The organism is Pseudomonas fluorescens, assembly GCF_012974785.1.
GTDB lineage: Bacteria > Pseudomonadota > Gammaproteobacteria > Pseudomonadales > Pseudomonadaceae > Aquipseudomonas > Aquipseudomonas fluorescens_BT.
Genome location: NZ_CP027561.1, coordinates 2,439,550 through 2,459,469, shown reverse-complemented (window position 1 = coordinate 2,459,469; position 19,920 = coordinate 2,439,550). Strand labels below are relative to the sequence as shown.

Annotated in this window: 18 protein-coding genes; 9 read left to right on the top strand and 9 right to left on the bottom strand. The window is 60.0% G+C overall.

The window, feature by feature from the left end; genetic code table 11:
* Positions 1–205 precede the first annotated feature (205 nt).
* From C6Y56_RS11045 to C6Y56_RS11030, 4 genes are all read left to right on the top strand, one after another.
* Positions 206–709 carry a VOC family protein gene (locus tag C6Y56_RS11045; protein WP_169429889.1) on the top strand — a complete coding sequence of 168 codons (504 nt, stop codon included), beginning with the start codon at positions 206–208 and terminating at the stop codon, positions 707–709.
* Between the two features lie 117 nt (positions 710–826).
* Positions 827–1,249 (top strand): hypothetical protein, encoded by a 423-nt coding sequence (locus C6Y56_RS11040; RefSeq protein WP_169429888.1) that lies wholly within the window; start codon positions 827–829, stop codon positions 1,247–1,249.
* 64 nt (positions 1,250–1,313) lie between these two features.
* The gene (locus C6Y56_RS11035; RefSeq protein ID WP_169429887.1) at positions 1,314–2,147 is read left to right on the top strand and encodes an AraC family transcriptional regulator; all 834 of its coding nucleotides are present in this window, start codon (positions 1,314–1,316) and stop codon (positions 2,145–2,147) included.
* A gap of 556 nt (positions 2,148–2,703) precedes the next feature.
* Positions 2,704–6,369: a hypothetical protein gene (locus tag C6Y56_RS11030; protein ID WP_169429886.1), complete on the top strand. Its 3,666-nt coding sequence runs from the start codon at positions 2,704–2,706 to the stop codon at positions 6,367–6,369.
* A 56-nt stretch (positions 6,370–6,425) separates the two neighbouring features.
* Here the strand turns inward: C6Y56_RS11030 and C6Y56_RS11025 are convergent, their stop codons facing one another.
* Positions 6,426–7,013 (bottom strand): LysE family translocator, encoded by a 588-nt coding sequence (locus tag C6Y56_RS11025; RefSeq protein WP_169429885.1) that lies wholly within the window; start codon positions 7,011–7,013, stop codon positions 6,426–6,428.
* A gap of 144 nt (positions 7,014–7,157) precedes the next feature.
* Here C6Y56_RS11025 and C6Y56_RS11020 point away from each other — a divergent pair, with 144 nt between their 5' ends.
* Positions 7,158–7,943, top strand: coding sequence for a type 1 glutamine amidotransferase domain-containing protein (locus C6Y56_RS11020; RefSeq protein ID WP_169429884.1), 786 nt, complete (start codon positions 7,158–7,160; stop codon positions 7,941–7,943).
* On the opposite strand, the gene C6Y56_RS11015 is transcribed toward C6Y56_RS11020, so the two are convergent.
* Positions 7,921–10,158, bottom strand: a complete 2,238-nt coding sequence (locus tag C6Y56_RS11015) for an ATP-binding protein (RefSeq protein ID WP_169429883.1) — start codon at positions 10,156–10,158, stop codon at positions 7,921–7,923. The genes C6Y56_RS11020 and C6Y56_RS11015 overlap by 23 nt on opposite strands.
* Complete coding sequence (locus tag C6Y56_RS11010; RefSeq protein ID WP_169429882.1) at positions 10,155–10,760, bottom strand: biliverdin-producing heme oxygenase; 606 nt, start codon at positions 10,758–10,760, stop codon at positions 10,155–10,157. The genes C6Y56_RS11015 and C6Y56_RS11010 overlap by 4 nt, the downstream gene beginning before the upstream one ends.
* 272 nt (positions 10,761–11,032) lie before the next feature.
* On the opposite strand from C6Y56_RS11010, the gene C6Y56_RS11005 reads away from it, so the two are divergent.
* Positions 11,033–11,653 (top strand): LysE family translocator, encoded by a 621-nt coding sequence (locus C6Y56_RS11005; RefSeq protein WP_169429881.1) that lies wholly within the window; start codon positions 11,033–11,035, stop codon positions 11,651–11,653.
* Here C6Y56_RS11005 and C6Y56_RS11000 read toward each other — a convergent pair.
* Positions 11,650–12,063: a VOC family protein gene (locus C6Y56_RS11000; protein WP_169429880.1), complete on the bottom strand. Its 414-nt coding sequence runs from the start codon at positions 12,061–12,063 to the stop codon at positions 11,650–11,652. The genes C6Y56_RS11005 and C6Y56_RS11000 overlap by 4 nt on opposite strands.
* 109 nt (positions 12,064–12,172) lie before the next feature.
* Between C6Y56_RS11000 and C6Y56_RS10995 the strand changes: the two genes are divergently transcribed.
* Both C6Y56_RS10995 and C6Y56_RS10990 read left to right on the top strand, forming a co-directional pair.
* Positions 12,173–13,255, top strand: coding sequence for a bifunctional transcriptional activator/DNA repair enzyme AdaA (locus tag C6Y56_RS10995; RefSeq protein WP_169429879.1), 1,083 nt, complete (start codon positions 12,173–12,175; stop codon positions 13,253–13,255).
* Between the two features lie 60 nt (positions 13,256–13,315).
* Entirely contained in the window at positions 13,316–13,948 is a 633-nt protein-coding gene (locus tag C6Y56_RS10990; RefSeq protein WP_169429878.1) for a DNA-3-methyladenine glycosylase family protein, read from the top strand.
* A 219-nt stretch (positions 13,949–14,167) separates the two neighbouring features.
* Here C6Y56_RS10990 and C6Y56_RS10985 read toward each other — a convergent pair whose 3' ends face one another.
* The 3 genes from C6Y56_RS10985 to C6Y56_RS10975 form a co-directional block, all read right to left on the bottom strand.
* Positions 14,168–15,265 (bottom strand): extracellular solute-binding protein, encoded by a 1,098-nt coding sequence (locus tag C6Y56_RS10985; RefSeq protein ID WP_169429877.1) that lies wholly within the window; start codon positions 15,263–15,265, stop codon positions 14,168–14,170.
* 2 nt (positions 15,266–15,267) lie between these two features.
* The gene (aguA, locus tag C6Y56_RS10980; RefSeq protein ID WP_169429876.1) at positions 15,268–16,383 is read right to left on the bottom strand and encodes an agmatine deiminase; all 1,116 of its coding nucleotides are present in this window, start codon (positions 16,381–16,383) and stop codon (positions 15,268–15,270) included.
* 99 nt (positions 16,384–16,482) lie between these two features.
* Positions 16,483–17,367, bottom strand: coding sequence for a LysR substrate-binding domain-containing protein (locus tag C6Y56_RS10975; RefSeq protein ID WP_169429875.1), 885 nt, complete (start codon positions 17,365–17,367; stop codon positions 16,483–16,485).
* A gap of 207 nt (positions 17,368–17,574) precedes the next feature.
* Between C6Y56_RS10975 and C6Y56_RS10970 the strand changes: the two genes are divergently transcribed.
* Positions 17,575–18,063 carry a GFA family protein gene (locus C6Y56_RS10970; protein ID WP_169429874.1) on the top strand — a complete coding sequence of 163 codons (489 nt, stop codon included), beginning with the start codon at positions 17,575–17,577 and terminating at the stop codon, positions 18,061–18,063.
* Between the two features lie 57 nt (positions 18,064–18,120).
* On the opposite strand, the gene C6Y56_RS10965 is transcribed toward C6Y56_RS10970, so the two are convergent.
* Positions 18,121–19,326: a molybdopterin molybdotransferase MoeA gene (locus tag C6Y56_RS10965; RefSeq protein WP_169429873.1), complete on the bottom strand. Its 1,206-nt coding sequence runs from the start codon at positions 19,324–19,326 to the stop codon at positions 18,121–18,123.
* The gene (gene moaB, locus C6Y56_RS10960) at positions 19,323–19,862 is read right to left on the bottom strand and encodes a molybdenum cofactor biosynthesis protein B (RefSeq protein WP_169429872.1); all 540 of its coding nucleotides are present in this window, start codon (positions 19,860–19,862) and stop codon (positions 19,323–19,325) included. Before moaB ends, C6Y56_RS10965 begins: the two co-directional genes overlap by 4 nt.
* Positions 19,863–19,920: the final 58 nt, after the last annotated feature.

Below are 19,920 nucleotides of genomic sequence, written 5' to 3'. Positions count from 1 at the left end.
CTTTTAGCCCAGCAATATCAGGCAGTTGCGAAAATACGAGTCAATTTGACATAAATATAAAAGAGTCTTTTTGACACCCATCAAAGTCAATACGACTACACTCGATCCTCACAACAGCCAACCACTCGATCCACGGCACCGCCTGCTGATCACAGACTGACTACGCTATTAATCCAGCGTATCCAACCTGCCGAGGATGACTGCCATGCAACGCTTTCAAAAGCTGACTCCGTGCCTGTGGTTCGACGATCAGGCCGAAGCGGCGGCGAAGTTTTACTGCTCGATCTTCGATCACTCGAAAATCACCGCCCTCACCCATTACAGCAAGGTTGGCCAGGAATTCCACGGTCGCCCGGAAGGCTCGGTAATGACCGTCAGCTTCGAACTCGACGGCCAGACCTTCACCGGGCTCAATGGCGGGCCAATGTTCAAGTTCAATGAGGCGATTTCGTTTCAGGTCAATTGCCAGAACCAGGAAGAGATCGACCATTTCTGGGGCAACCTGTCGGCCGGCGGGCCGGTGGAAGCGCAGCAATGCGGCTGGCTCAAGGACAAGTTCGGCGTGTCGTGGCAGATCGTGCCGGTGGCGTTCATGCACATGATGACCGACCCCGACCAGACCAAGGCCCAACGGGCGATGCAGGCCATGTTCGGGATGAAAAAACTCGACATCGCCGAACTGGAGCGAGCTTTCGCCGGCCAGAGTTGAGCCTGCGGATTCAGTCAACCGTGCATCGGGAATCGTTGTCACCTGTCAGATCTGACAGGTGTCATTGTTCTGTCGTTGTTTGACACTGGTTATTCCTCCATTTGAAGGTATACCGTCATGAACAACCTCATTACAGTGGATTTCGAAGATCAGACCTCACAGGATTTTGCTCCCGGACAGACTTTCACCAGCAACGGGGTACGCTTTCACCTTCTGCCGGCATCTACAGTCCCGATGTCCATTAAGAAAGCAGGCGGTACGCATGTTAACGGACAAGTCTTGATCATTCGCACAGGTATCGTGGACATTGACCTGGACGAGCTGCGAATCAGCTTGAGCTTTTGGTTGTCAAACGCCGCAAAAGGAATGACTGTGCGTTTTTTTGCGCAGGATGGTTCAAAGATTGTCGAGTTCAATGAACCTGCGCATGGTGCTGGCGAGAAGTCATTCGGATACACCATCCAACGTGCGTTTACAAAGGCTCAGATCGAAGTCCCCGGTGATAGTGTGATCATCGATGAGCTGCGATTTACGAAATAGCGATGACTGGCTAACGGCAGTCAGCACTCGCTAAACTCAAGCCCGACTGCCGGGAACCTCAACAATGAAACACACTGCCGCCAAAAACCCTGAACAAGCCCCGCGCTTCTGGCGCCACGACGCCCTGCCCTTCATCGAGGCCCGGGCCATCGCCGATGGGCGCGAGGTCTGTTATTCCCGACATTCACACGCGCATTTTTCCATCGGCGCAATCACCGCCGGGCGTAGCACCTATGTGCATGAGCAATCAACGTTCGAAGTGGCAGCCGGCACCGTGGTGCTGATGAATCCGGGGGACGTACACGCGTGCAACCCGATCGATGATCAGCCGTGGTCGTATCTTATGCTGTATGTGGAAACGCCGTGGCTGACGGACTTGCAGCATCAGTTGGGTTTCAGTGTAGAACTTGAGTTTCGGCGGTTTTCCGATACCCATTTGAATGACGCTCGCCTGTTTCGCGACTTGAATGCGTTGTACGCGGTATTGGTCGACGATCAGCAAGACGTGCTGCGCAAACATAGCGCAGCGGTGGAATTCTTCAGCGATCTGCAACTGCGCCTGAACCCCATCGAACAACCGTTGCGCGAACCAAACTTCAAACTCGAACGCGCCGCCGACTTCATCCGCCAACACTGCACCGACCTGCTCAGCCTCGACGACATCTGCGCCGCTGCCGAGCTGTCACCGTCCTACCTGATCCGCGCCTTCAAACAACACTTCGGCATGACGCCCCATGCGTTTTTGGTCAACCAGCGCATTCAGTTTGCCCGCGAGCGACTGAGGCGCGGGCAGTTGATTGCGGATGTTGCGCTGGAGGCGGGGTTTGCCGATCAGGCCCATTTTCAGCGGGCGTTCAAGCAGCATCTGGCGGTGACGCCGGGGCAGTATCGGGGTTGAATCTGAAGGTATCGGGTATCAAACTTGCGGCCACATCACCTGACTTGATCAGTTCGACTTCAGCCTTGTGACATCTCGCCCCGAAAAGAACAAATCATGGGGACCTGCAGGGGACTCATCGAACAGCCGCACCTCAAGAAGCTCCTCCTTAGAGTCGTACGTCCGAAAGATAAATTTAGCGGTAATTAACGAAACGCCCGAGTGTGCTCCAACACGAAATGAAGAGCAGGCTGACTTGAAGTCTAAACGCGTTGTGCCTGTACGATTCATCACGGCATAGAGCATCTTGCCGCTAACAACCGGTGAGCGATCTCCTCTCGAATACCGTTGCGTAACATCAATCATGTTTCAAACAATATGAAACAAGAGAATCCAGCCCCCACCCAAACATCACCAACCATCAGCATATTTACGACATCCAGAATAGATTTACTTCAACCCTCACACCCCCCTCATTCAAAAAAACACTTCCATACACAACTTCAACAACACTTTTTTGATCATTCGCTTAATCTCGGCACCTGCCCATCAACACTTACAAAGCCGAACTTATTCAATGCAAACAGACATTTCAAAACTTGACGCCGATTTAGATGAACAACAAAAGCAGAGCATTATCGACACTCTCACTCACTTTATTGAAAGTCCATACGCTGTAGAGCAACTTGCCTGGGATTGGGATCGTATCCAGGCCCCCATGGTGGAAGGTTCTCTGTTTTCCAGGGCCCATCGAAGCGCCAGTGTTTCCTTGTCGATTCTGCTTCGGCGCGCCGGTTTTTCCGAGATTCGCGAACGGCGCTCGATTCCCGCACACGCCATCTTTCTGGTAGACGAAACAGGCCGTCTTTACTATTCCTTTCCAAATCTCGTCGGCAACGCAAACGAGCCTGCCACACCCTATGTGTCGCCTCGGGACATTACCGCGGACGTCACCGGCCTGGCGGGTTTCAGCGAAGATCTGGCCGCGCTGGCCCGTATCGCCAGCCTGTGTGGAGGCTGGATAACGACGGGGGGAACCCTGCTCATTGGCCAATGGTTGCGCTTCCAGCAGCTGCACATTCCCGCCGGCGAAGAAGAAACTCGTTTACTGCTCGATCTGTTGCGTTTCTCCCGACTGCCTGACGCCCCTCGACATGCAAATTACTGGCAAGTGCTGGACGCTCCTGCCGACTCCCCTTACAGGCTCGATGAAAATAGCCGTGCCATCATCGGGCAAGTCACCGAACGCTACACGGGCGGGGAAATGTCCCTGGTCGCGGACTTCGGCAACCACCTGTTGCTGGAAAACACGTCGTCGGACAACCTGAAAACCAGCCAGAACTACCGTTTGCAGCGACTGACGGACATTGCCGTCTGGGCTTCTGCCGAGGCTCGAGAGTACATCAATGCACTGGGCTGGTTTCCCGACTCGGGAACACCTCCACCGACGGCGCTCATCGAGCAATTGCTGATTGCCGCCATGCTGCTGGACCTGGATCCGGAACTGGATATCGCATCCACCCACTTCGCCGGCTTCGATCTTTATGCCAAGGAGTTTCTGCACCTGCATCCAGCCCAGGTGCGAACGCGACTGGAAAAGCACCTGATCGAAGCGCTGCAATTGAATGGGCAGCTTGCCCCACTGGTCGCACAATGGGTTCTGGGCGGCATGGCTCCCGAATATCAGTTTGCGCACTGGCCGAGCGAGATGCGCCTGGGAACACCGGCCTGGGTGGTTGGCTGTCAGACGCTCCATCTGGTCGAGTCGCTGATTCCGGGCTGCACCCGCGACATGACCTATCAACATTTGATGGGGTTTGGCCAGTCCGTCAAGGCGATGCCGCAACTGGCAGCGATGCAGGCTCCCTTCTCGGTCGATCCGGTGGTGACCTGGGCACTGATGAACGGGGTCATCGCCCGCGACAGCGACAATACCGTAAACGAAGCGGCCATCACGCATGCCTGCGATGAATATGCCCGCTACACGGACAAGATGCTGAGTGCCATCAAGGCCCTGAGCAGCCCTCTCCCTGACCGCAAACAACTGGCGCTGAACGAATTGAAAGCCCGGTTTCCCGACTGCGATCCGGATGAGCAGTTGGTCAAGCACCGGGGCAGTGGCGGCGGTGGCGGACGCAGGGTTTCCGTACTTGATCTGTATATGGGCGATGAACTCCACACACGTGACTGGGATCGTGTCAGAGGTCAGAGTATCTATGAGTCATTTCCCGATCTGGAATATCTGTTCCCTGTTTCCGAACTTTACGACCCTGCCGTCCAGACCTACTTCGACAACATCACCGGCGCACTGGCGAGCAATATCGAGTTTGCACTTTCGCAACTTTCTTCCCGACTTGTACCCGAGATCGAATATGGAGCCATCGGTATATACAGCGTGCAGAAAATAGACTATCGACCAGAGTCTCCGTCCGCTCGTCCGGGGGTCACCATTCCCGCAGCAGAGTTGCCCGGAGAAACCGGGCGTTACGGCGTCATTCTCTGTGCCCAGTACCTGCAAAACAAAATTGCGTGCTTTGAGTTGTTTCCCATGCGGATGGAGTGTCGTGAAAATCCTGAACTCGAGGCGTTCCTGGCACCTCTCGTATCAGGCGACTACTTCAATCTCGACACACAATTCGCCAATAAGAAGAAACTGGAAAAAGCTCCCGTTGACCTCCAGGCCTATCTGCAGAATGTGGCACCGAGAAATGGCATCCAATCCCGGCTGTACCTGCGCAAGATCGGTCAGTTGCGCACGCCCACCGGAGATGCGGATGCGGACGCTCCGACGACACTCCTGCGTTCGCCACGCAAAGAGGCCCTGGGCAGGCTCGTGGCCGAAAAAAACCCACATTTAACACAAAGCGAAATACATCGGCTGGGCCTGCATCAAAGTGACCGGGAACGAGCGATTGAAAAGACCGATGCCATTTTCCAAGTCATTCTCAACATGATCATTCCATTCAAGAGTTGTGTTGAGGGACTCTCCTCGGGGGACCCCAAAAAGCAAGGCCCGGCCATTCTCGACTGCATCGTGGACGCCGCAGTACTGCTGATGACCTTTGCAGCCTTGCCCGCGGGGGTCGCACTGAGCGCCAGCAAAGCCTCGTCCCTGACCACCCGACTGCTTGCCGGATCTCGAGTGCTTGCGAGCACGACATTGAGTCTGTTCAACCCTTTGAGCGGGCTCCCCGATTTGATCAAGGGCGGCGGAAAACTGATCGGCCGCGGCATTTCGAAACTCGGCGGTCACACCGCCACTGCCCTGCGCAAGACCCATCAGCATCTGCGCTATCTGACGGGTGCCAACACCTACGACCTGATCAAGGCCATCGATCACACAGGCTCGGCTGCCCAAGTGCGGATGTCCTTGGACACACTGTCCCACGGGCGAGCACTGCTGAAAAACGACACTCTGGAGACCGTCCAACAGGTTGTCTCGCACTTGAGCGACAAACACTTCAAATTACCCGGAAATGTGGCCGAAACAGAATGGCGGCATCTGGTGAATAACGCGGTCAAGGAAACAGCGTTTCAATCAAAACAGGCAGGCAATCTGGAGTCTCTGATCGGGCGACAGGCACTGGATGAACTGACACAAGCATTCATAAAGGGCCATCCGGTCCCGCTCAACAACGTACACGGCACGGCACAAAGTTACACCGAAACACTGGCTGTCCTTTATGAGCTTGAAAGCAAAAAAGCCCGGTACATGCAGGGCTATCAGCAGGACATACTGAAACTGGATCTGGGCAGGGCGCCCTACAGCGACGTGATGCCGGAAGCCCTCTTCAATCGCCTGGGCTATACCGATCCATCACAAAGAGCGACCGCGTGGATGTTGAACGGCTCGACCTCCAGCGGCAATGACTTCGACAATATTCTTGGCGTGCTGCGCGAATACACCAGCAACAAGGCCTCCTTGACCGATCCGAATGTGATCAGGGAAATCCATCGCAAACTTGTACCGGATGCCGTTGGCCGAGTGCGCGATGCGGGGGCCCCGACCAAATATGGAAGCAGCCCGACCGGCTTCGCCTTGCTGGAGCAGCATTTGAAGCATCTGGACGTAAACCATCAGCACTTTGACAAACACCTGCTCGCGGCAGTCGTCGGTTTCCAGGGCTTTGGGGATGGCAACGGTCGCACCGCCAGTGCGTTGTACTCGATCAGCCAACTGCGCAATAACAGATTCACGCCGATGCCGCCCCATGTATTCCGGGAGCTTAACGGCATATTCTGATGACGCTCGATTGAATGGATTCCAACGCGCCCGTACCCCGTTCGCCGGGGTACGGGTCAGGGCAGCAACAGATACACAGCACTCATCACCAGCAATGCCGCCATTACCCGGTTGAACAACCGCATCCCTGTCGGGTTGCCCAGGTACCCACGCAAGAACGTCCCGACATACACCCAGCACCCCACCGACAGATAACAGATCACCAGATACACCGCCGCAAACTGCCAGACCAGCCGCGCCTCGCCATCGGCGACAAACGCGCCCATGCCCGCCACACAGGCCAGCCAGGCCTTGGGGTTGAGCCACTGCATCACTGCGCCGTAGAGCATCGACGGCGCCCTGCCCGACTCTCCCGTATTCAGCTGACCGTTATCGGTGGCCAGTTTCCAGGCCATGAACAGCAGAAACGCCACCCCGGCCAGTTGCACCACACGGGTCAGCGACGGCCACAGCGTCAGCACTTCGTGCAGCCCCAGCCCCATCAACACCAGCAACAGCACAAACCCCAGCGTCGCTCCGGCCACATGCCGCTGACTGGCGCGAAAGCCGAACTGCGCGCCGGAGCTCAACGCCACGATATTCACCGGCCCCGGGGTAATGGACGCTGCCAGGGCAAACGCCGCCATCGACACAATCAGACTCATCGCACACCTGCTTCAAATCGAGAGGAACAAGGCGCTCACGGTAACCAGCGCCCTGCCCTTGGGTATTGAACGAAATTACCCTCGCGCCTGCAGACCCACTACGCTCTACCTCAGTGACCACTCTCGACCAGGAAGTCGCCCTCCATGATTCTGATTCTGCTGCCCTGCGCCGATTACGACCCTACCGAAAGCAGCGTGCCGTGGCAGGCAATGCGCGACGCGGGCATCGACGTACGTTTTGCCACACCGCAAGGCTTGCCCGCCCACGCCGATCCACGGTTGGTGAACATCGGTTTCGGCCTGCTGAATTCGATGCTGATGACACGCAAGGCCGATCTGGACAGCTACAAGCAGATGATCGAGTCCGATGCGTTCAAGCAGCCGCTGGCGTATGCCGATGTCGACACGAACCGATTTGACGGTTTGCTGATTCCCGGCGGTCATGCCGAAGGCATGCGCACATTGCTGGAATCCAAGCAGGCCCAACAGATCGCCCTGCAATTTTTCAAAGCCGAAAAACCCGTGGCGGCGGTGTGTCATGGCGTGCTGTTGCTGGCCCGCACGCTTGATCCCGACACCGGGCGTTCGGTGTTGTTCGGGCGCAAGGTCACAGCATTGCTGGCGGCAACCATGGAGCTGCCGGCGTGGCTGATGACCGCCGCGTGGCTGGGGCGCTACTACCGCACCTACAGACAGACAGTCGAGGCAGAAGTGAAAACCGCACTGGCCAGCAAGGCCGATTTCATACGCGGGCCATTCATGGCCAAACGCGACAAGGCAGAGAACTCGCAAATCGGTTTTGTGGTGCGCGACGGCAACCTGCTCACGGCCCGCTGGCCCGGCGACTGCCATCGATTCGCCGGCGAATGGGTGACCCTGCTGCAGGCCACCCGACGTGAACCGGTACTCAGTCCAGACGTGGCACGGTGAAGCGGAACTCGCTGCCCTGCCCCGGCTCGCTCTCGGCCACGATCTGCCCGCCATGGGCCTCGACGATGCCCTGCGTGATGTACAGCCCCAGCCCGGTGCCGGTCGGATTTCCCTCCTTCACCGTCCAGTAACGGTCGAACACGTGCGGCAAGTGATCCTTGGGAATGCCTTCGCCGCTGTCGCGTACCGTGAAGACGATCTCATCACCTACCGACTTGGCATACACGTCGACCGTGCCCAGACGAGGAGTGAATTTGATCGCATTGCCCACCAGATTCGACAGCACCTGGAACAGCCGTTCGGGGTCGGCATGAATACTCAGATCCGGATCGGCCTCGAACGAGATGCTGATGTCCTTGTCCAGCGCCAGCGGCGCGAGCAGTGACTGCGCCTCTTCGAACATCTGCGCGACATCGAGTTTCTGCGGCGCGATGGTGTAGCGCCCGGCGTCGATTTTCGAGGTATCGAGCAAATCCTCCAGCAGCGTGTTCATGCGTCCTGCGGCTTGCTGCATGGTGTCGATGGCAGTGGAGATGCGCCGCGAAGTGTGCGGGCCGTCGGAGCTGAAAGCCTTTTGCATCATGCCGCACAGCATCGAAATAACGGTCATCGGGTTGCGCAGGTCGTGGGACACCACGGCCACCAGCTCATCGCGGGCACGCACTGCTTCCTGCTCGCGGCGCACCTGACGGGCCAGGTCGTTTTCCAGGGCCGAACGACGCAAGTCGTTGGCGGCGAACAGGTCGCCGTGGCTCCACTTGGTGGAGATTCCGGCCATTTCGACCTTCCAGATTTCGAACGAAGTACGGGGCCGCAGGCGCAGGCCGGCGTCGGAGTTCTCCAGATCCAGCGGCTTGCGCGGGTCGCCACTCCAGTTGATGTTCTCTTTGACTTCGGGGCGGAACCACAGCACGCCGTTGTCCACGGGTTTTGGCAGGCTCATGGCGAGCACGCCGCTGGCAACTTGCTGATAGTGCGCGGCCGGCGGATAGACGCTGGCCAGATGATGACTGGCAAATACCGGCTCGCCGCGCTCCTGCAACCATTTGTGCAAAGCGCGAATCTCTTCCGGCTCCGGGCAATTGCCGTAACGGTGCAATTGCTTGTCTTCGATGATCGCGATGCCGCCGGCATTGGCCAGCGCCATCAGGACCTGCGGCTGATTGGCCAGGCCATCGAAGACGTTCTGTGGCGAATCGATCATTGCCTGATTGAGCAACGCCAGCGCCTCGACCTTTTCCTCGCGTTGGCGGCTGACTTCCAGCGCTTCCATCGCGCTGATCTGCAGCGACAGCACCTGGCCGATGGTCTGGCATGCGGTGCGCAACTCGTGCGGCACGTGCAGCGGCTGACGGTTGCCGCAACTGATCAGACCCCAGAGCCGGTCGCCCTTGAGCAGGGAAATGCTCATCGAGGACAGCACGCCCATGTTCTTCATGTACTGGCAGTGGATCGGCGACACGCTGCGCAACGTCGCGAAGCTCAGGTCCAGCGGGGTCTGGGTGTCCGGGCGCAGCTTGGGCACCAGTGGCACCGGCTGGTAATCGGCATTCGGGATGATCCGCAGCCAGTTGGTGCGGTACAGCTCGCGGGCCTGCTCGGGAATGTCGGAAGCCGGGAAAAACAAACCGTTGAAGACTTCCATCGACGGATCGGACGCTTCGGCGATGACCTGACCGTGGCCCTCCTCTTCGAAGCGATAGATCAGCACCCGGTCGTAACCGGTCATGGCCTGAATTTCCTTGACGCTGATGTCGTACAGCGCCTGCAGGCTCTTGGCCTTCTGCAGGCGCGCGAGCATCCGCCCCAAGTGGGTTTCGGTGCCGGCGACGTTGCGGGGCTGGAAGTTCTCGACGTGGATTTCCAGCTCCAGGATCAGCACATCCTGATGTCGGTGCAGCAAGCCTTCGAACGCGGTGCCGTTGAGACGAAAGTGCAGCGGTGGCGCGTCGGACAAGGCCGGTTGTTGCAGGGCCTCGCGAACCTGTGCAGCGTGGGCATCGCCGATCAGGCTTTGCAGTGGCTGGCCGATCAGCTCTTGCGCCGGACGGGCGAGCAACGTTTCGACGTTGGCACTGATCTGGATGATCGAAAGGTCCGGCTCGCTCAGGGTCAGCAGCAAACCGTGGGGCTGGATCGCGCCGGGAAAGCGGATCGGCTCGTCGGCGCAGTTGGCCAGCAACTCTTCAAAGGCTTCTTTGTCTTGCGGGGTCATACCAGAACCTCCTGGCTTTCGAGCCAGCGCTCGAAACAGCTGAATGTGGTGTGGGCGGCCGTCACGACGATTTCGCGCTCGTCGGCGTGCATCGGGCGGCTGCCAAGGTATTCGATGAAATCGCGCCAGCGCCGGCCGGTGGCAGCGCCGTAAATGTCCAGAAACGCTGCTCCGTTGTCCGCGCCCAGGCCCAGTCGCGCGGCGATTTCCCGGCGCAGGATCTGCCCGCCGAGGGTCGCGCCTTCCAGAACGTATAAAACGCCTAGACACGCAGCAGCGGAGTCGATGGCGGGCAACTGGCAGCAGAGCGAAAAGTCCCCGCCATTTGCGCCCAGCGCTTGCAGATCGCGTTGCAGGGTCGGGGTCTTGAGGCGCGAAACCAGATCGAAATCGGCGGGGATCGCGCCGCTGTCCTGCAATGCGTTTTCCAGTGGCTGATAGAAGCCGTAATAGGCGCGCATCAGTCGCTCGAAAGCCTGCAGATCAAGGGTGTCGGAGAAGAAAGGAAGGCGTTTTTCCAGTGCAATGTGCAGTTCGGCGGTGCCGGCGCGCAGATCCTGCAACACAGGTGGTACATGAACCTCGCGGGCCTTTGCTTGCATGTAGGTCGCTCGTACTGTGGGCCGCCTGGGGCCATGGGTGATGGAAAAGCTTGGCGCGAAATCTTACACGGCAATTGTCCTTTCTGACCCGGCAGATGGTTTTTTCTGGCGGATTCATCACCCTGTGACGGTTTCAGAGTTGACAGGGCGGCGGAAAGTTCGAACGGATTACGCCCGAAAATCGCTGTACCGTGACTCCGCAGCCTGACTGTACGGTTCCGGCCTGCCGCCAGCATGATAAAAATAGCCGTCCCGCCACCGGAGCCCGCGCAATGGATCTCGCCACCCTTTCCCTGTTTCTGCCCGCCTGTTTTGCCTTGAACATGGCGCCCGGCCCGAACAACCTGCTGTCGGTCAGCAACGCCACCCGTTACGGCTATCGTCGCGCCTGCGTGGCCGGGATCGGTCGGTTGCTGGCGTTCGCCGGGATGATCGCCCTCGCAGCGGCGGGGCTGGCGGTGGTGCTGCAAACGTCCGAGTTGCTGTTTTATGGAATCAAGATTGTCGGCGCGGGGTATCTGTTGTATCTGGCGTGGCAGCTGTGGCGGGCCAACCCTGCCGCCGAAGATGCCGTTGCAGCGCCGGCGAACGGGCTTCTGGCCCTGGCGCGTCAGGAGTTTTTAGTGGCTGCGGGGAATCCCAAGGCAATCCTGATCTTCACCGCATTCCTGCCGCAATTCGTCGACCCGAACCGCGCCATCACCCCGCAGTTCATGCTGCTGGGGGGGCTTTTCCTGTTGCTGGAATGGATCGCCATCAGCGCCTACGCCTACATGGGCCTGCACATGCGCCGCTGGTTCGCCGAGCCCCGCGGCAAACGGATTTTCAACCGTTGCTGCGCGGGGCTGCTGTCGGCGGCGGCTTCGGTGTTGCTGATGGCCAAACGGGCCTAGGCTTCGGACGGGCCTTTGAGTTCGACCTGATTGCCGTCCGGGTCCAAGCAATACAACGACGGGCCGTTGCCCTCGGCGCCAAAACGAGTGGCGGCCTTGTCGACGGTCAGGCCGCAGGATTGCAAATGACTGATCAAAGCCTCTTCATCGAACGGCTCGATGCGCAGGCAGAAATGATCGACATTGCGCCGCTCGCTGCCGGCCGCGGCGCCGCCCTTGCGGCCGATTTCCCCTTCGAGGTCGACCAGATCGATCATCGACGTACCGGCGCGCAGGTGCACCAGACCGAACTTTTCGTTGCACTTGACCACTTCGGCGCCGAAGACCCGGTCGTAGAAATCAATGCTGCGTTGCAGATCGGCGACGCGCAGCACGATGTGATCGATGTGGTGAATCGTGAACGGTGGCATACCTTTATTTCCCAAGTTGTAGCGACCCGATCACTGTAGTGCAGCGGCCCGAAAATTCACTGTCGATTTTTCGGTGGAGCCATCGAATAACTGGTTTTATCCTCGGCCCATGAACATACAGACCGCTGTCCTGCCGCCCCACGCCGAAATGGTTCGCGCCATGCTCGAACGCGACACTGCCTACGAAGGCGTGTTCTTCACGGCCGTGAAAACCACCGGGATCTTCTGCCGCCCAAGCTGCACGGCGCGCAAGCCGAAACCGCAGAACGTCGAGTTCTTTGCCCACGCTGACGAATGCCTGTCCGCCGGTTATCGCGCCTGTTTGCGCTGCAAACCGCTGGACGCCGCAGCCATCGCCCCGGACTGGGTGCAACGACTGCTCAAGGCCGTGGACGCCGAGCCGGAGCTGCGCTGGAGCGATGCGCAATTGCTCGCCGAAGGCATCGAACCACTGAAGTTGCGGCGCTGGTTCAAGCAGCATTTCGGCATGACTTTTCATGCATGGCTGCGCACCCGTCGGCTCGGCGTGGCGCTGGGCGGGATCAAACAAGGCACGTCCATCGACCACGCGGCGTTCGATTCCGGCTATGAATCTCTCAGCGGTTTTCGCGATGCATTCCAGAAGTCATTCCACATCACACCAGGACGCGCAGTGACCAGCGAACCGCTGCTGTTCACCCGGCTGACAACGCCGCTGGGGCCGATGATCGCCATGGCCGAGCAACGCGGACTGGTGTTGCTGGAGTTTCTCGACCGCCCGGCGCTGACCCGGGAAGTCGAAGAACTGCAGAACCGCTACGGCTATGCAGTCGCACCGGGGCACAACGCGCATTTGCAGCAGATCGAAAACGAACTGGCGCTGTATTTCGCCGGCAAGCTGAGCGAGTTCAGCGTGCCGCTGCACCTGCCCGGCAGCGAGTTTGCCCGGCAAGTCTGGGCCGAACTGCGGCAAATCCCCTACGGCCACACCAGCACTTACGGCAGCATCGCCGCACGTGTGGGCAGACCCGGCGCCAGTCGCGCCGTGGGGCTGGCCAACGGGCACAATCGCTTGTCGATCGTGGTGCCGTGCCATCGGGTGATCGGTGCGGACGGCTCGCTGACCGGCTATGGTGGAGGACAACCGCGCAAGGCGTTTTTGCTCAGGCTGGAAAGCGCTGCCGTGCAACTGACGCAACCGCTGGTTTTCTGAGAAATCAACACTCGCGCCCTCAAGGCTTTCAACCATGGCGAAATCAACGGATCACTGAAGTTGCCGAAACCCGACCCCTATCAACCGGCCAGCGAATTTCTGGCCAGCCTCGACGCCGACTGGCAGCGCCACATTGCGGCCATCGGCCCCTGCCTGCATCAGCCGCATCCGACGCGTGATCCCTATGAATCGCTGGTGCGGGCGATTGCCTATCAACAACTGCATGCCAAGGCGGGCGATGCGATCGTCGGGCGGTTGGTGGGGTTGTTTCCCGGGCAGACGTTTCCGCGTCCCGAACAGATCCTTGCCACGGATTTTGATCGACTGCGCGGTTGCGGGTTTTCGGCGGGCAAGATTGCGACGATTCAGGGGATTGCCCAAGCGACTCTGGACGGCGTTGTGCCGGATTACTCGACTGCGCTGGCGATGGAGGATGAGGCGCTGATCGAGCGGTTGGTCAGCCTGCGCGGGGTTGGGCGCTGGACTGTGGAGATGTTGCTGATCTACAGCCTGGAGCGGCCGGATATCTTGCCGGCCGATGACTTTGGGGTTCGCGAGGGATATCGGCGCTTGAAGGGGTTTGAGGTGCAGCCGACGCGCAAGCGGATGATTGAGATCGGGTTGGATTGGAAGCCGTTTCGGACGGTGGCGGCCTGGTATTTGTGGCGGGTGCCAAAAGCGCCCTCACCCTAGCCCTCTCCCGGGGGAGAGGGAACCGATTCGGAGATGCTTTAGAAGTACGCCGACCTGAAATAGCAACTGTGAATCCATAGGCGCCAAGACGTTTGCGAACCCATAGTTGCCAAAACTTTGGCGAATCCATAGTCGACTCGGTGTTTCAGGTCGATGTATAGCGTAAGACACCTCGGTCGGCTCCCTCTCCCTCCGGGAGAGGGCTGGGGTGAGGGGGAGCTACAGACCCGATTTCAATTTGCTGAACGCCCGAATCAAAGCCCGGTTGAACGCCTTGCCATTGTCATTCTTGCTGTACAGCGAAGCCCTCACCGCCTCAGGCGGATAAGTCCCCGGATCATTGCGAATCGCCGGATCAATCAACCCGTCCGCCGCCGTGATCGCATTGGCGTAGTGAATGGTGTCGGTGATCGGCGCGATCACTTCAGGTGTCATCAGGTAATCCATCAATGCCAATCCGGCCTCGGGATGCGGTGCATCCTTGGGGATGACCATGGCGTCGAACCAGATCAGCGTGCCCTCCTTCGGAATCCGGTAATTCAACCTGAACGGTTTTTTCGCCGCTTCGGCCTGACCGGCCGCAATGGCGACGTTGCCGTTCCACGACATCGCCACGCAAGTGTTGCCATTGGCCAGGTCGCTGATGTTCAGGTCGTTATCGAAGTAGCGGATGTACGGGCGGATCTTCGCCAGTTGCTGCTCGGCGAGTTTCAGGTCATCCAGGCTCTGGCGGTTGATGTCCAGGCCCATGTACTTCATGACCGCCGCGAACACTTCGTTCGGATCGTTGAGCAGGCTCACCCCGCAATCGGCGAATTTCGACACCACTTGCGGATCGAACAGCATCGCCCAACTGTCCCGTGGCGCCTCCGGCAGGCGCTGCTTCACGGCCTCTTCCTGATAGCCGACACCGGTGGTGCCCCAGGCGTAGATCCCGGCGTAGCGGTTGCCCGGATCGAACACCGCCATATGCTGACGGAATTCGTCTCCGACCCCGGCAAAGTGCGGGAGCTGTTGTTTGTTCAGCGTCTGGATCGCGCCGCTCTCGATAGCCCGCGACAGGTGCTGGCCGGCGGTCAGCACCAGGTCGTAGCCGCTGCGGCCGGTGAGCAGTTTGGTCTCGACGGTCTCCAGCGAGTCGAAGTGATCGGCGACCACCTGAATCCCGGTTTTCGCCTCGAAATTCTTCAGGGTATCCGGGGCCAGGTACTCGCCCCAGATGTACAGATTGACCACCGGTTTCGCCGTTTCGGCAGCCTGCACACACAAGGGTGCAAGCACCAGCAATAACGCTTTACTCAGTTTGTGCAGGCCCATGGTCAGGCTCCTTTTTTCTGGCCGGCGTATTGCGGCATGGTGATGCATGCGACGTTGCCGCCACCGAGCAGGATTTCCCGGGAGTTTTCGATGCCGACGATCCTGTGCTGCGGGAACAGTTCGGCGAGGGTCGCCAGCGCCACCTGATCGTTGCGATCACCGAACAGCGGCACCACGATCGAACTGTTGCCGGCGTAGTAGTTGATGTACGAGGCACAGATTTTGGTGCCGGCCTGGCGTGTGTGGGTGCTGTCCTGCTGATCGAGGCCTTCGGCTTCTTCGGCGGTCCACTCCAGCACATCCGGTTGCGGCAGTTTGTGCACGATCAGCTCGCGGCCACGGCTGTCGCGGGTGCTGCGCAGGATGTCGTAAGCCTCCTGATAGATTTCCCACTGTGGATCGTCGCGGTTGTCGGTCCATTGCAGCACCACTTCGCCGGGCCGGACGAAGCACGCGAGGTCGTCGACATGGCCATCGGTTTCGTCGAACTTGCAACCGCGTGGCAGCCAGATTACTTGCTCGGCGCCAAGGTAATCGGTCAATCGCCGGGTCACTTCGTCCTTGCCCAGGTGCTGGTTGCGATTGCGGTTGAGCAGGCATTGCTCGGTGGTGAGGATGCTGCCCTGGCCGTCGCTCTGGATGCCGCCGAGTTCGGCAATCAACGGCGCGCGATAACGGTCGAAGCGTTCGATTTCGAGGATCTTGCTGGCGATCTGGTCGTCCTTGTCCCATGGGTAGTAGAGCCCGCCATCGAGGCCGCCGTAGGCGTTGAACTCAAAGTCGACACCACGCACTTCACCGCTCTGATCGTTGACCACAAAGCACGGGCCGCTGTCGCGGAACCAGGTGTCGTTGCAGCTCATCTCGACCACGCGCACTTGCGGCGGTAACTGGCGGCGGGCGGTGGCGAACTGGGCAGCGGAGGCGCAGACCGTCACCGGTTCGCTGCGGGAGATCGCGGTGACGATCCGCACCCAGACTTTCTGCGCAGGCTTGGCGCCGTTGCGCCAGACATCGGTACGCTCAGGCCAGCCGAGCCAGCAACCGGACTTCGCTTCGAATTCGCCGGGCAGACGGAAGCCGTCCTGTTTCGGGGTGGTGTCGAGCAAACGTGCCATGGTCAAACCTCGTCATCGGGATGGGAATGACCTCAGGCTACGGTCGCGGGCGGTCGACCCGCCAACGATGATTATTTCGGAACAGTTGAATTCAACTCATCAATCCGCCAGTTGATCGTTGAACCACTCCAGCATCTGCGCCACCGCCGGACGCTCCAGACGCACACGCTCGCAGACCAGCGCGTATTGGCCCAACGCGGTCATGCTGGAGGTGAACGGCCGCACCAGTCGCCCGTTCTGCAAGTCTTCCTGCGCCGTGAGGTTGTCGCCCATCGCCACGCCCTGCCCTTGTGCCGCCGCTTCCAACGCCAGTCCGGCGTGGGCGAAATACAACTGACGCTCCGGGCGCAGGTCGCCAGCATGGCCGGTCAGCCAGGCGGTCCAGGTCTTGCCGTCCTGATCATCGTGCAGCAGACAATGCCGGGCCAGGTCCTTGGGATTTTTCAGAGTGCCCTGATTGAACAGGCCGGGGCTGCACACCGGGAAGAACTGCAACGCCGGCAATGGGCGAACGAAATACGCGCTGCTGTCCACCGGGCCGGTGCCGTAGGTGATCGCCAGGTCGATGTCTTCGCCGGGCGCCGTGGCGTCGATCGGTTGTTCGTAGAGATGCAAGGTGATGTGCGGATAACGCGCATAGAAATCGGTGAGACGGTTCATCAACCACTTCTGCGCCAGCTCCGCCGTGACCGCCAGCCGCAACACGGCGAGCGAGGATGGATCGCGCAACTCGTCGCAGGCATCACCGATCAGCTCGAAGGCCTGTTGCAGGCTTTGCATCAAGCGCCCGGCGGCGATGGTCGGGCGAATCTGCCGGCCTTCGCGGATGAACAGCGACACGCCCAGTTGCTCTTCGAGCTGGCGGATCTGATGGCTGACGGCGCTGTCGGTGACGCACAGCTCGGCGGCGGCCCGACCGAAATGCGCGTGACGGGCAGCGCATTCAAAGGTTCGCAGGGCGGCCAGGGAAGGTAGTCGGCGCATGGGTTGGGGTCCCTTTTTTTGCGGACATGCTGACCGGGCTTTTCGTAGGCGTCCAGTTGCACCGCGTTATCGTTCTTCGCGAGCAAGCCCGCTCCCACACTTGAAATGAGTTCCAACTGTGGGAGCGAGCTTGCTCGCGATAGCGGCGGCACAGCCGCGACATCTCTTCTAGGCTGAACCGCATCGACAAAAACATCGGAGGCCACCATGCACCTCGAAGGTTCCTGCCACTGCGGCGCGGTTTCATTCACTCTCCACAGCGCCCACCCCTACCCTTATCAACGCTGCTATTGCTCGATCTGCCGCAAGACCCAGGGCGGAGGCGGCTATGCGATCAATCTCGGCGGCGACGCGGCCAGCCTCAAGGTGCGCGGTCGCAAGAACATCACGATCTACCACGCGAAGATGAAAGACGAAGGCGATACCCGCGCCCACCGCAGCACCGCCGAGCGGCACTTCTGCTCGCAGTGCGGCAGCGGCCTGTGGCTGTTCAGCCCGGAATGGCCGGAGCTGATCCACCCGTTCGCCTCGGCCATCGACACGCCGTTACCGGTGCCGCCGGAACACACCCATCTGATGCTCGGTTCGAAAGCGCCGTGGGTCGAAGTGCAGGCGAGCGCGAAGGATCAGCAATTCGAGGTCTACCCCGAAGAATCCATCGCCCAATGGCACGAGCGGCTGGGATTGACCCGATAGCCGTCTTCACAGTCTTCGACAGTTTCCCGGCAAGCGGTCTGCACCTTTTAATCGCGCTCAGAACAACTCGCTGAACGGAATGAAACGCAGCGGATCACCCATCTGCAAGGTGCTGTTCTCGGGGATTTCCACCAGCCCGTCGGCCCAGGTCGCGCCGAGCAGAACCCCGGAACTCTGGTTCGGATAGAGCGCCGCCTGCCCGCCCTCCAGGCGCACCCGCAGGTATTCGCGACGGCTGCCGGGTTTCGGCCAGTCGAACCCGGCGTTGACCGTGAACCTCAACGGCATTACCTCTTCCACGCCTTGAATGCGCAGCAGGTACGGGCGTGCCAGCAGGCCGAACGTCACCAGCGCCGAGGTCGGATTGCCCGGCAGACCGATCACCGGCACTGTACCGAAATGGCCGACCGTCAGCGGTTTGCCGGGTTTGATCGCGAGTTTCCACAGCAGCGGTTTGCCGTTGTCGCGCAGTACCTGGCCGAGGCAATCGGCGTCACCGGCAGACACGCCGCCGGTGGTCAGAATCAGATCGGCCGCCACTTGCAGTTGCTCGAGTTTGAGCCGGGTCTGCGCCGGGCGATCGGGAAGAATCCCGGCGTCGATCACCTCGCAACCCAGTTCGCGCAACCAGTGGTCGAGCAAAGTGCGGTTGCTGTTGTAGATGCTGCCGGGACGCAGCGGCTGCCCCGGTTCCACCAGCTCATCACCGGTCGACAGCAACGCCACCCGCGGACGACGCACCACCGGCAAATGGGTCATACCCTGCCCCGCAGCCACCGCCAGTTCGAACGGGCCGAGGCGTTTGCCGGCGCGCAGCAGGGTGTCGCCGACACGGTTCTCCTGCCCTTGGGCGCGGATGTTCTGGCCGGCTTTCAGCGGTTGCAGAAACCGTACGCGACCGTCCTCCAGCACCTCGACGTTTTCCTGCATCTCCACGCAATTGGCGCCGTGGGGCAACGGCGCACCAGTGAAAATCCGGGCGCAGGTGCCGGGCAGCAAGGCGTCCGGCGCCAGCCCGGCGTAGACCCGCTGCGACACCCTCAACGGCTGGCGATGCAGGTCCGAAAGATTGAGTGCGTAGCCGTCCATGGCACTGTTTGGCCATGGCGGCAGGTCGAGGGTGGCGACCAGATCGCTGGCCAGCACACGACCGCGCGCCTCATTGAGCGGCACCCGTTCGCTGTCCGGCAGACGTTGTTCGTTGGCCATCGTCAACAGTTGGTCGAGCGCTTCCTCGACCGGCATCAGTCCGAGCGTACTCATCCCCGTGGCCCGCAGGCTTGCACCGGTTTGAGGTGCGGGACGAAGTTGCACGGGCGGTGACGGTTATCCAGTTGCTCGGCAAGGATGCCTTCCCACGCCGTGCGGCACGCGCCGGTGGAACCCGGCAGGCAGCACACCAGCGTGCCGTTGGACAGGCCCGCCAGCGCGCGGCTTTGTACGGTGGAGGTGCCGATGTCGAGAATCGAGATGGCGCGGAACAGCTCGCCAAAGCCGTCGATCTGCTTGTCCAGCAGGCAAGCCACCGCTTCCGGGGTGCTGTCACGTCCGGTGAAGCCGGTACCGCCAGTGATCAGCACCACTTGAATGCCGTCGTCGGCGATCCACTGCGCGACCTGGGCACGGATCCTGTACAGGTCGTCCTTGAGCAGGTTGCGTTCACTCAAGGTGTGGCCCGCCTCCAGCAAGCGGCTGACCAGCAACTGGCCGGAGGTATCGCTGGCGTAATCGCGGGTATCGCTGACCGTCAGCACGGCAATATTCAAGGGAACAAACAAGGCATCCGCTTTAACACTCATGGCACTCTCCGGCATTCGCCAATTCAATTGGACCAGAGCCTAAGTGCCACTTATCAAG

What these genes read in the sequence shown, in the direction of transcription:
- C6Y56_RS11045 (WP_169429889.1), top strand. Translation starts at nt 206, where the DNA reads ATGCAACGCTTTCAAAAGCTGACTCCGTGCCTGTGGTTCGACGATCAG.
- C6Y56_RS11040 (WP_169429888.1), top strand. Translation starts at nt 827, where the DNA reads ATGAACAACCTCATTACAGTGGATTTCGAAGATCAGACCTCACAGGAT.
- C6Y56_RS11035 (WP_169429887.1), top strand. Translation starts at nt 1,314, where the DNA reads ATGAAACACACTGCCGCCAAAAACCCTGAACAAGCCCCGCGCTTCTGG.
- C6Y56_RS11030 (WP_169429886.1), top strand. Translation starts at nt 2,704, where the DNA reads ATGCAAACAGACATTTCAAAACTTGACGCCGATTTAGATGAACAACAA.
- C6Y56_RS11025 (WP_169429885.1), bottom strand. Translation starts at nt 7,013, where the DNA reads ATGAGTCTGATTGTGTCGATGGCGGCGTTTGCCCTGGCAGCGTCCATT.
- C6Y56_RS11020 (WP_169429884.1), top strand. Translation starts at nt 7,158, where the DNA reads ATGATTCTGATTCTGCTGCCCTGCGCCGATTACGACCCTACCGAAAGC.
- C6Y56_RS11015 (WP_169429883.1), bottom strand. Translation starts at nt 10,158, where the DNA reads ATGACCCCGCAAGACAAAGAAGCCTTTGAAGAGTTGCTGGCCAACTGC.
- C6Y56_RS11010 (WP_169429882.1), bottom strand. Translation starts at nt 10,760, where the DNA reads ATGCAAGCAAAGGCCCGCGAGGTTCATGTACCACCTGTGTTGCAGGAT.
- C6Y56_RS11005 (WP_169429881.1), top strand. Translation starts at nt 11,033, where the DNA reads ATGGATCTCGCCACCCTTTCCCTGTTTCTGCCCGCCTGTTTTGCCTTG.
- C6Y56_RS11000 (WP_169429880.1), bottom strand. Translation starts at nt 12,063, where the DNA reads ATGCCACCGTTCACGATTCACCACATCGATCACATCGTGCTGCGCGTC.
- C6Y56_RS10995 (WP_169429879.1), top strand. Translation starts at nt 12,173, where the DNA reads ATGAACATACAGACCGCTGTCCTGCCGCCCCACGCCGAAATGGTTCGC.
- C6Y56_RS10985 (WP_169429877.1), bottom strand. Translation starts at nt 15,265, where the DNA reads ATGGGCCTGCACAAACTGAGTAAAGCGTTATTGCTGGTGCTTGCACCC.
- aguA (WP_169429876.1), bottom strand. Translation starts at nt 16,383, where the DNA reads ATGGCACGTTTGCTCGACACCACCCCGAAACAGGACGGCTTCCGTCTG.
- C6Y56_RS10975 (WP_169429875.1), bottom strand. Translation starts at nt 17,367, where the DNA reads ATGCGCCGACTACCTTCCCTGGCCGCCCTGCGAACCTTTGAATGCGCT.
- C6Y56_RS10970 (WP_169429874.1), top strand. Translation starts at nt 17,575, where the DNA reads ATGCACCTCGAAGGTTCCTGCCACTGCGGCGCGGTTTCATTCACTCTC.
- C6Y56_RS10965 (WP_169429873.1), bottom strand. Translation starts at nt 19,326, where the DNA reads ATGAGTACGCTCGGACTGATGCCGGTCGAGGAAGCGCTCGACCAACTG.
- moaB (WP_169429872.1), bottom strand. Translation starts at nt 19,862, where the DNA reads ATGAGTGTTAAAGCGGATGCCTTGTTTGTTCCCTTGAATATTGCCGTG.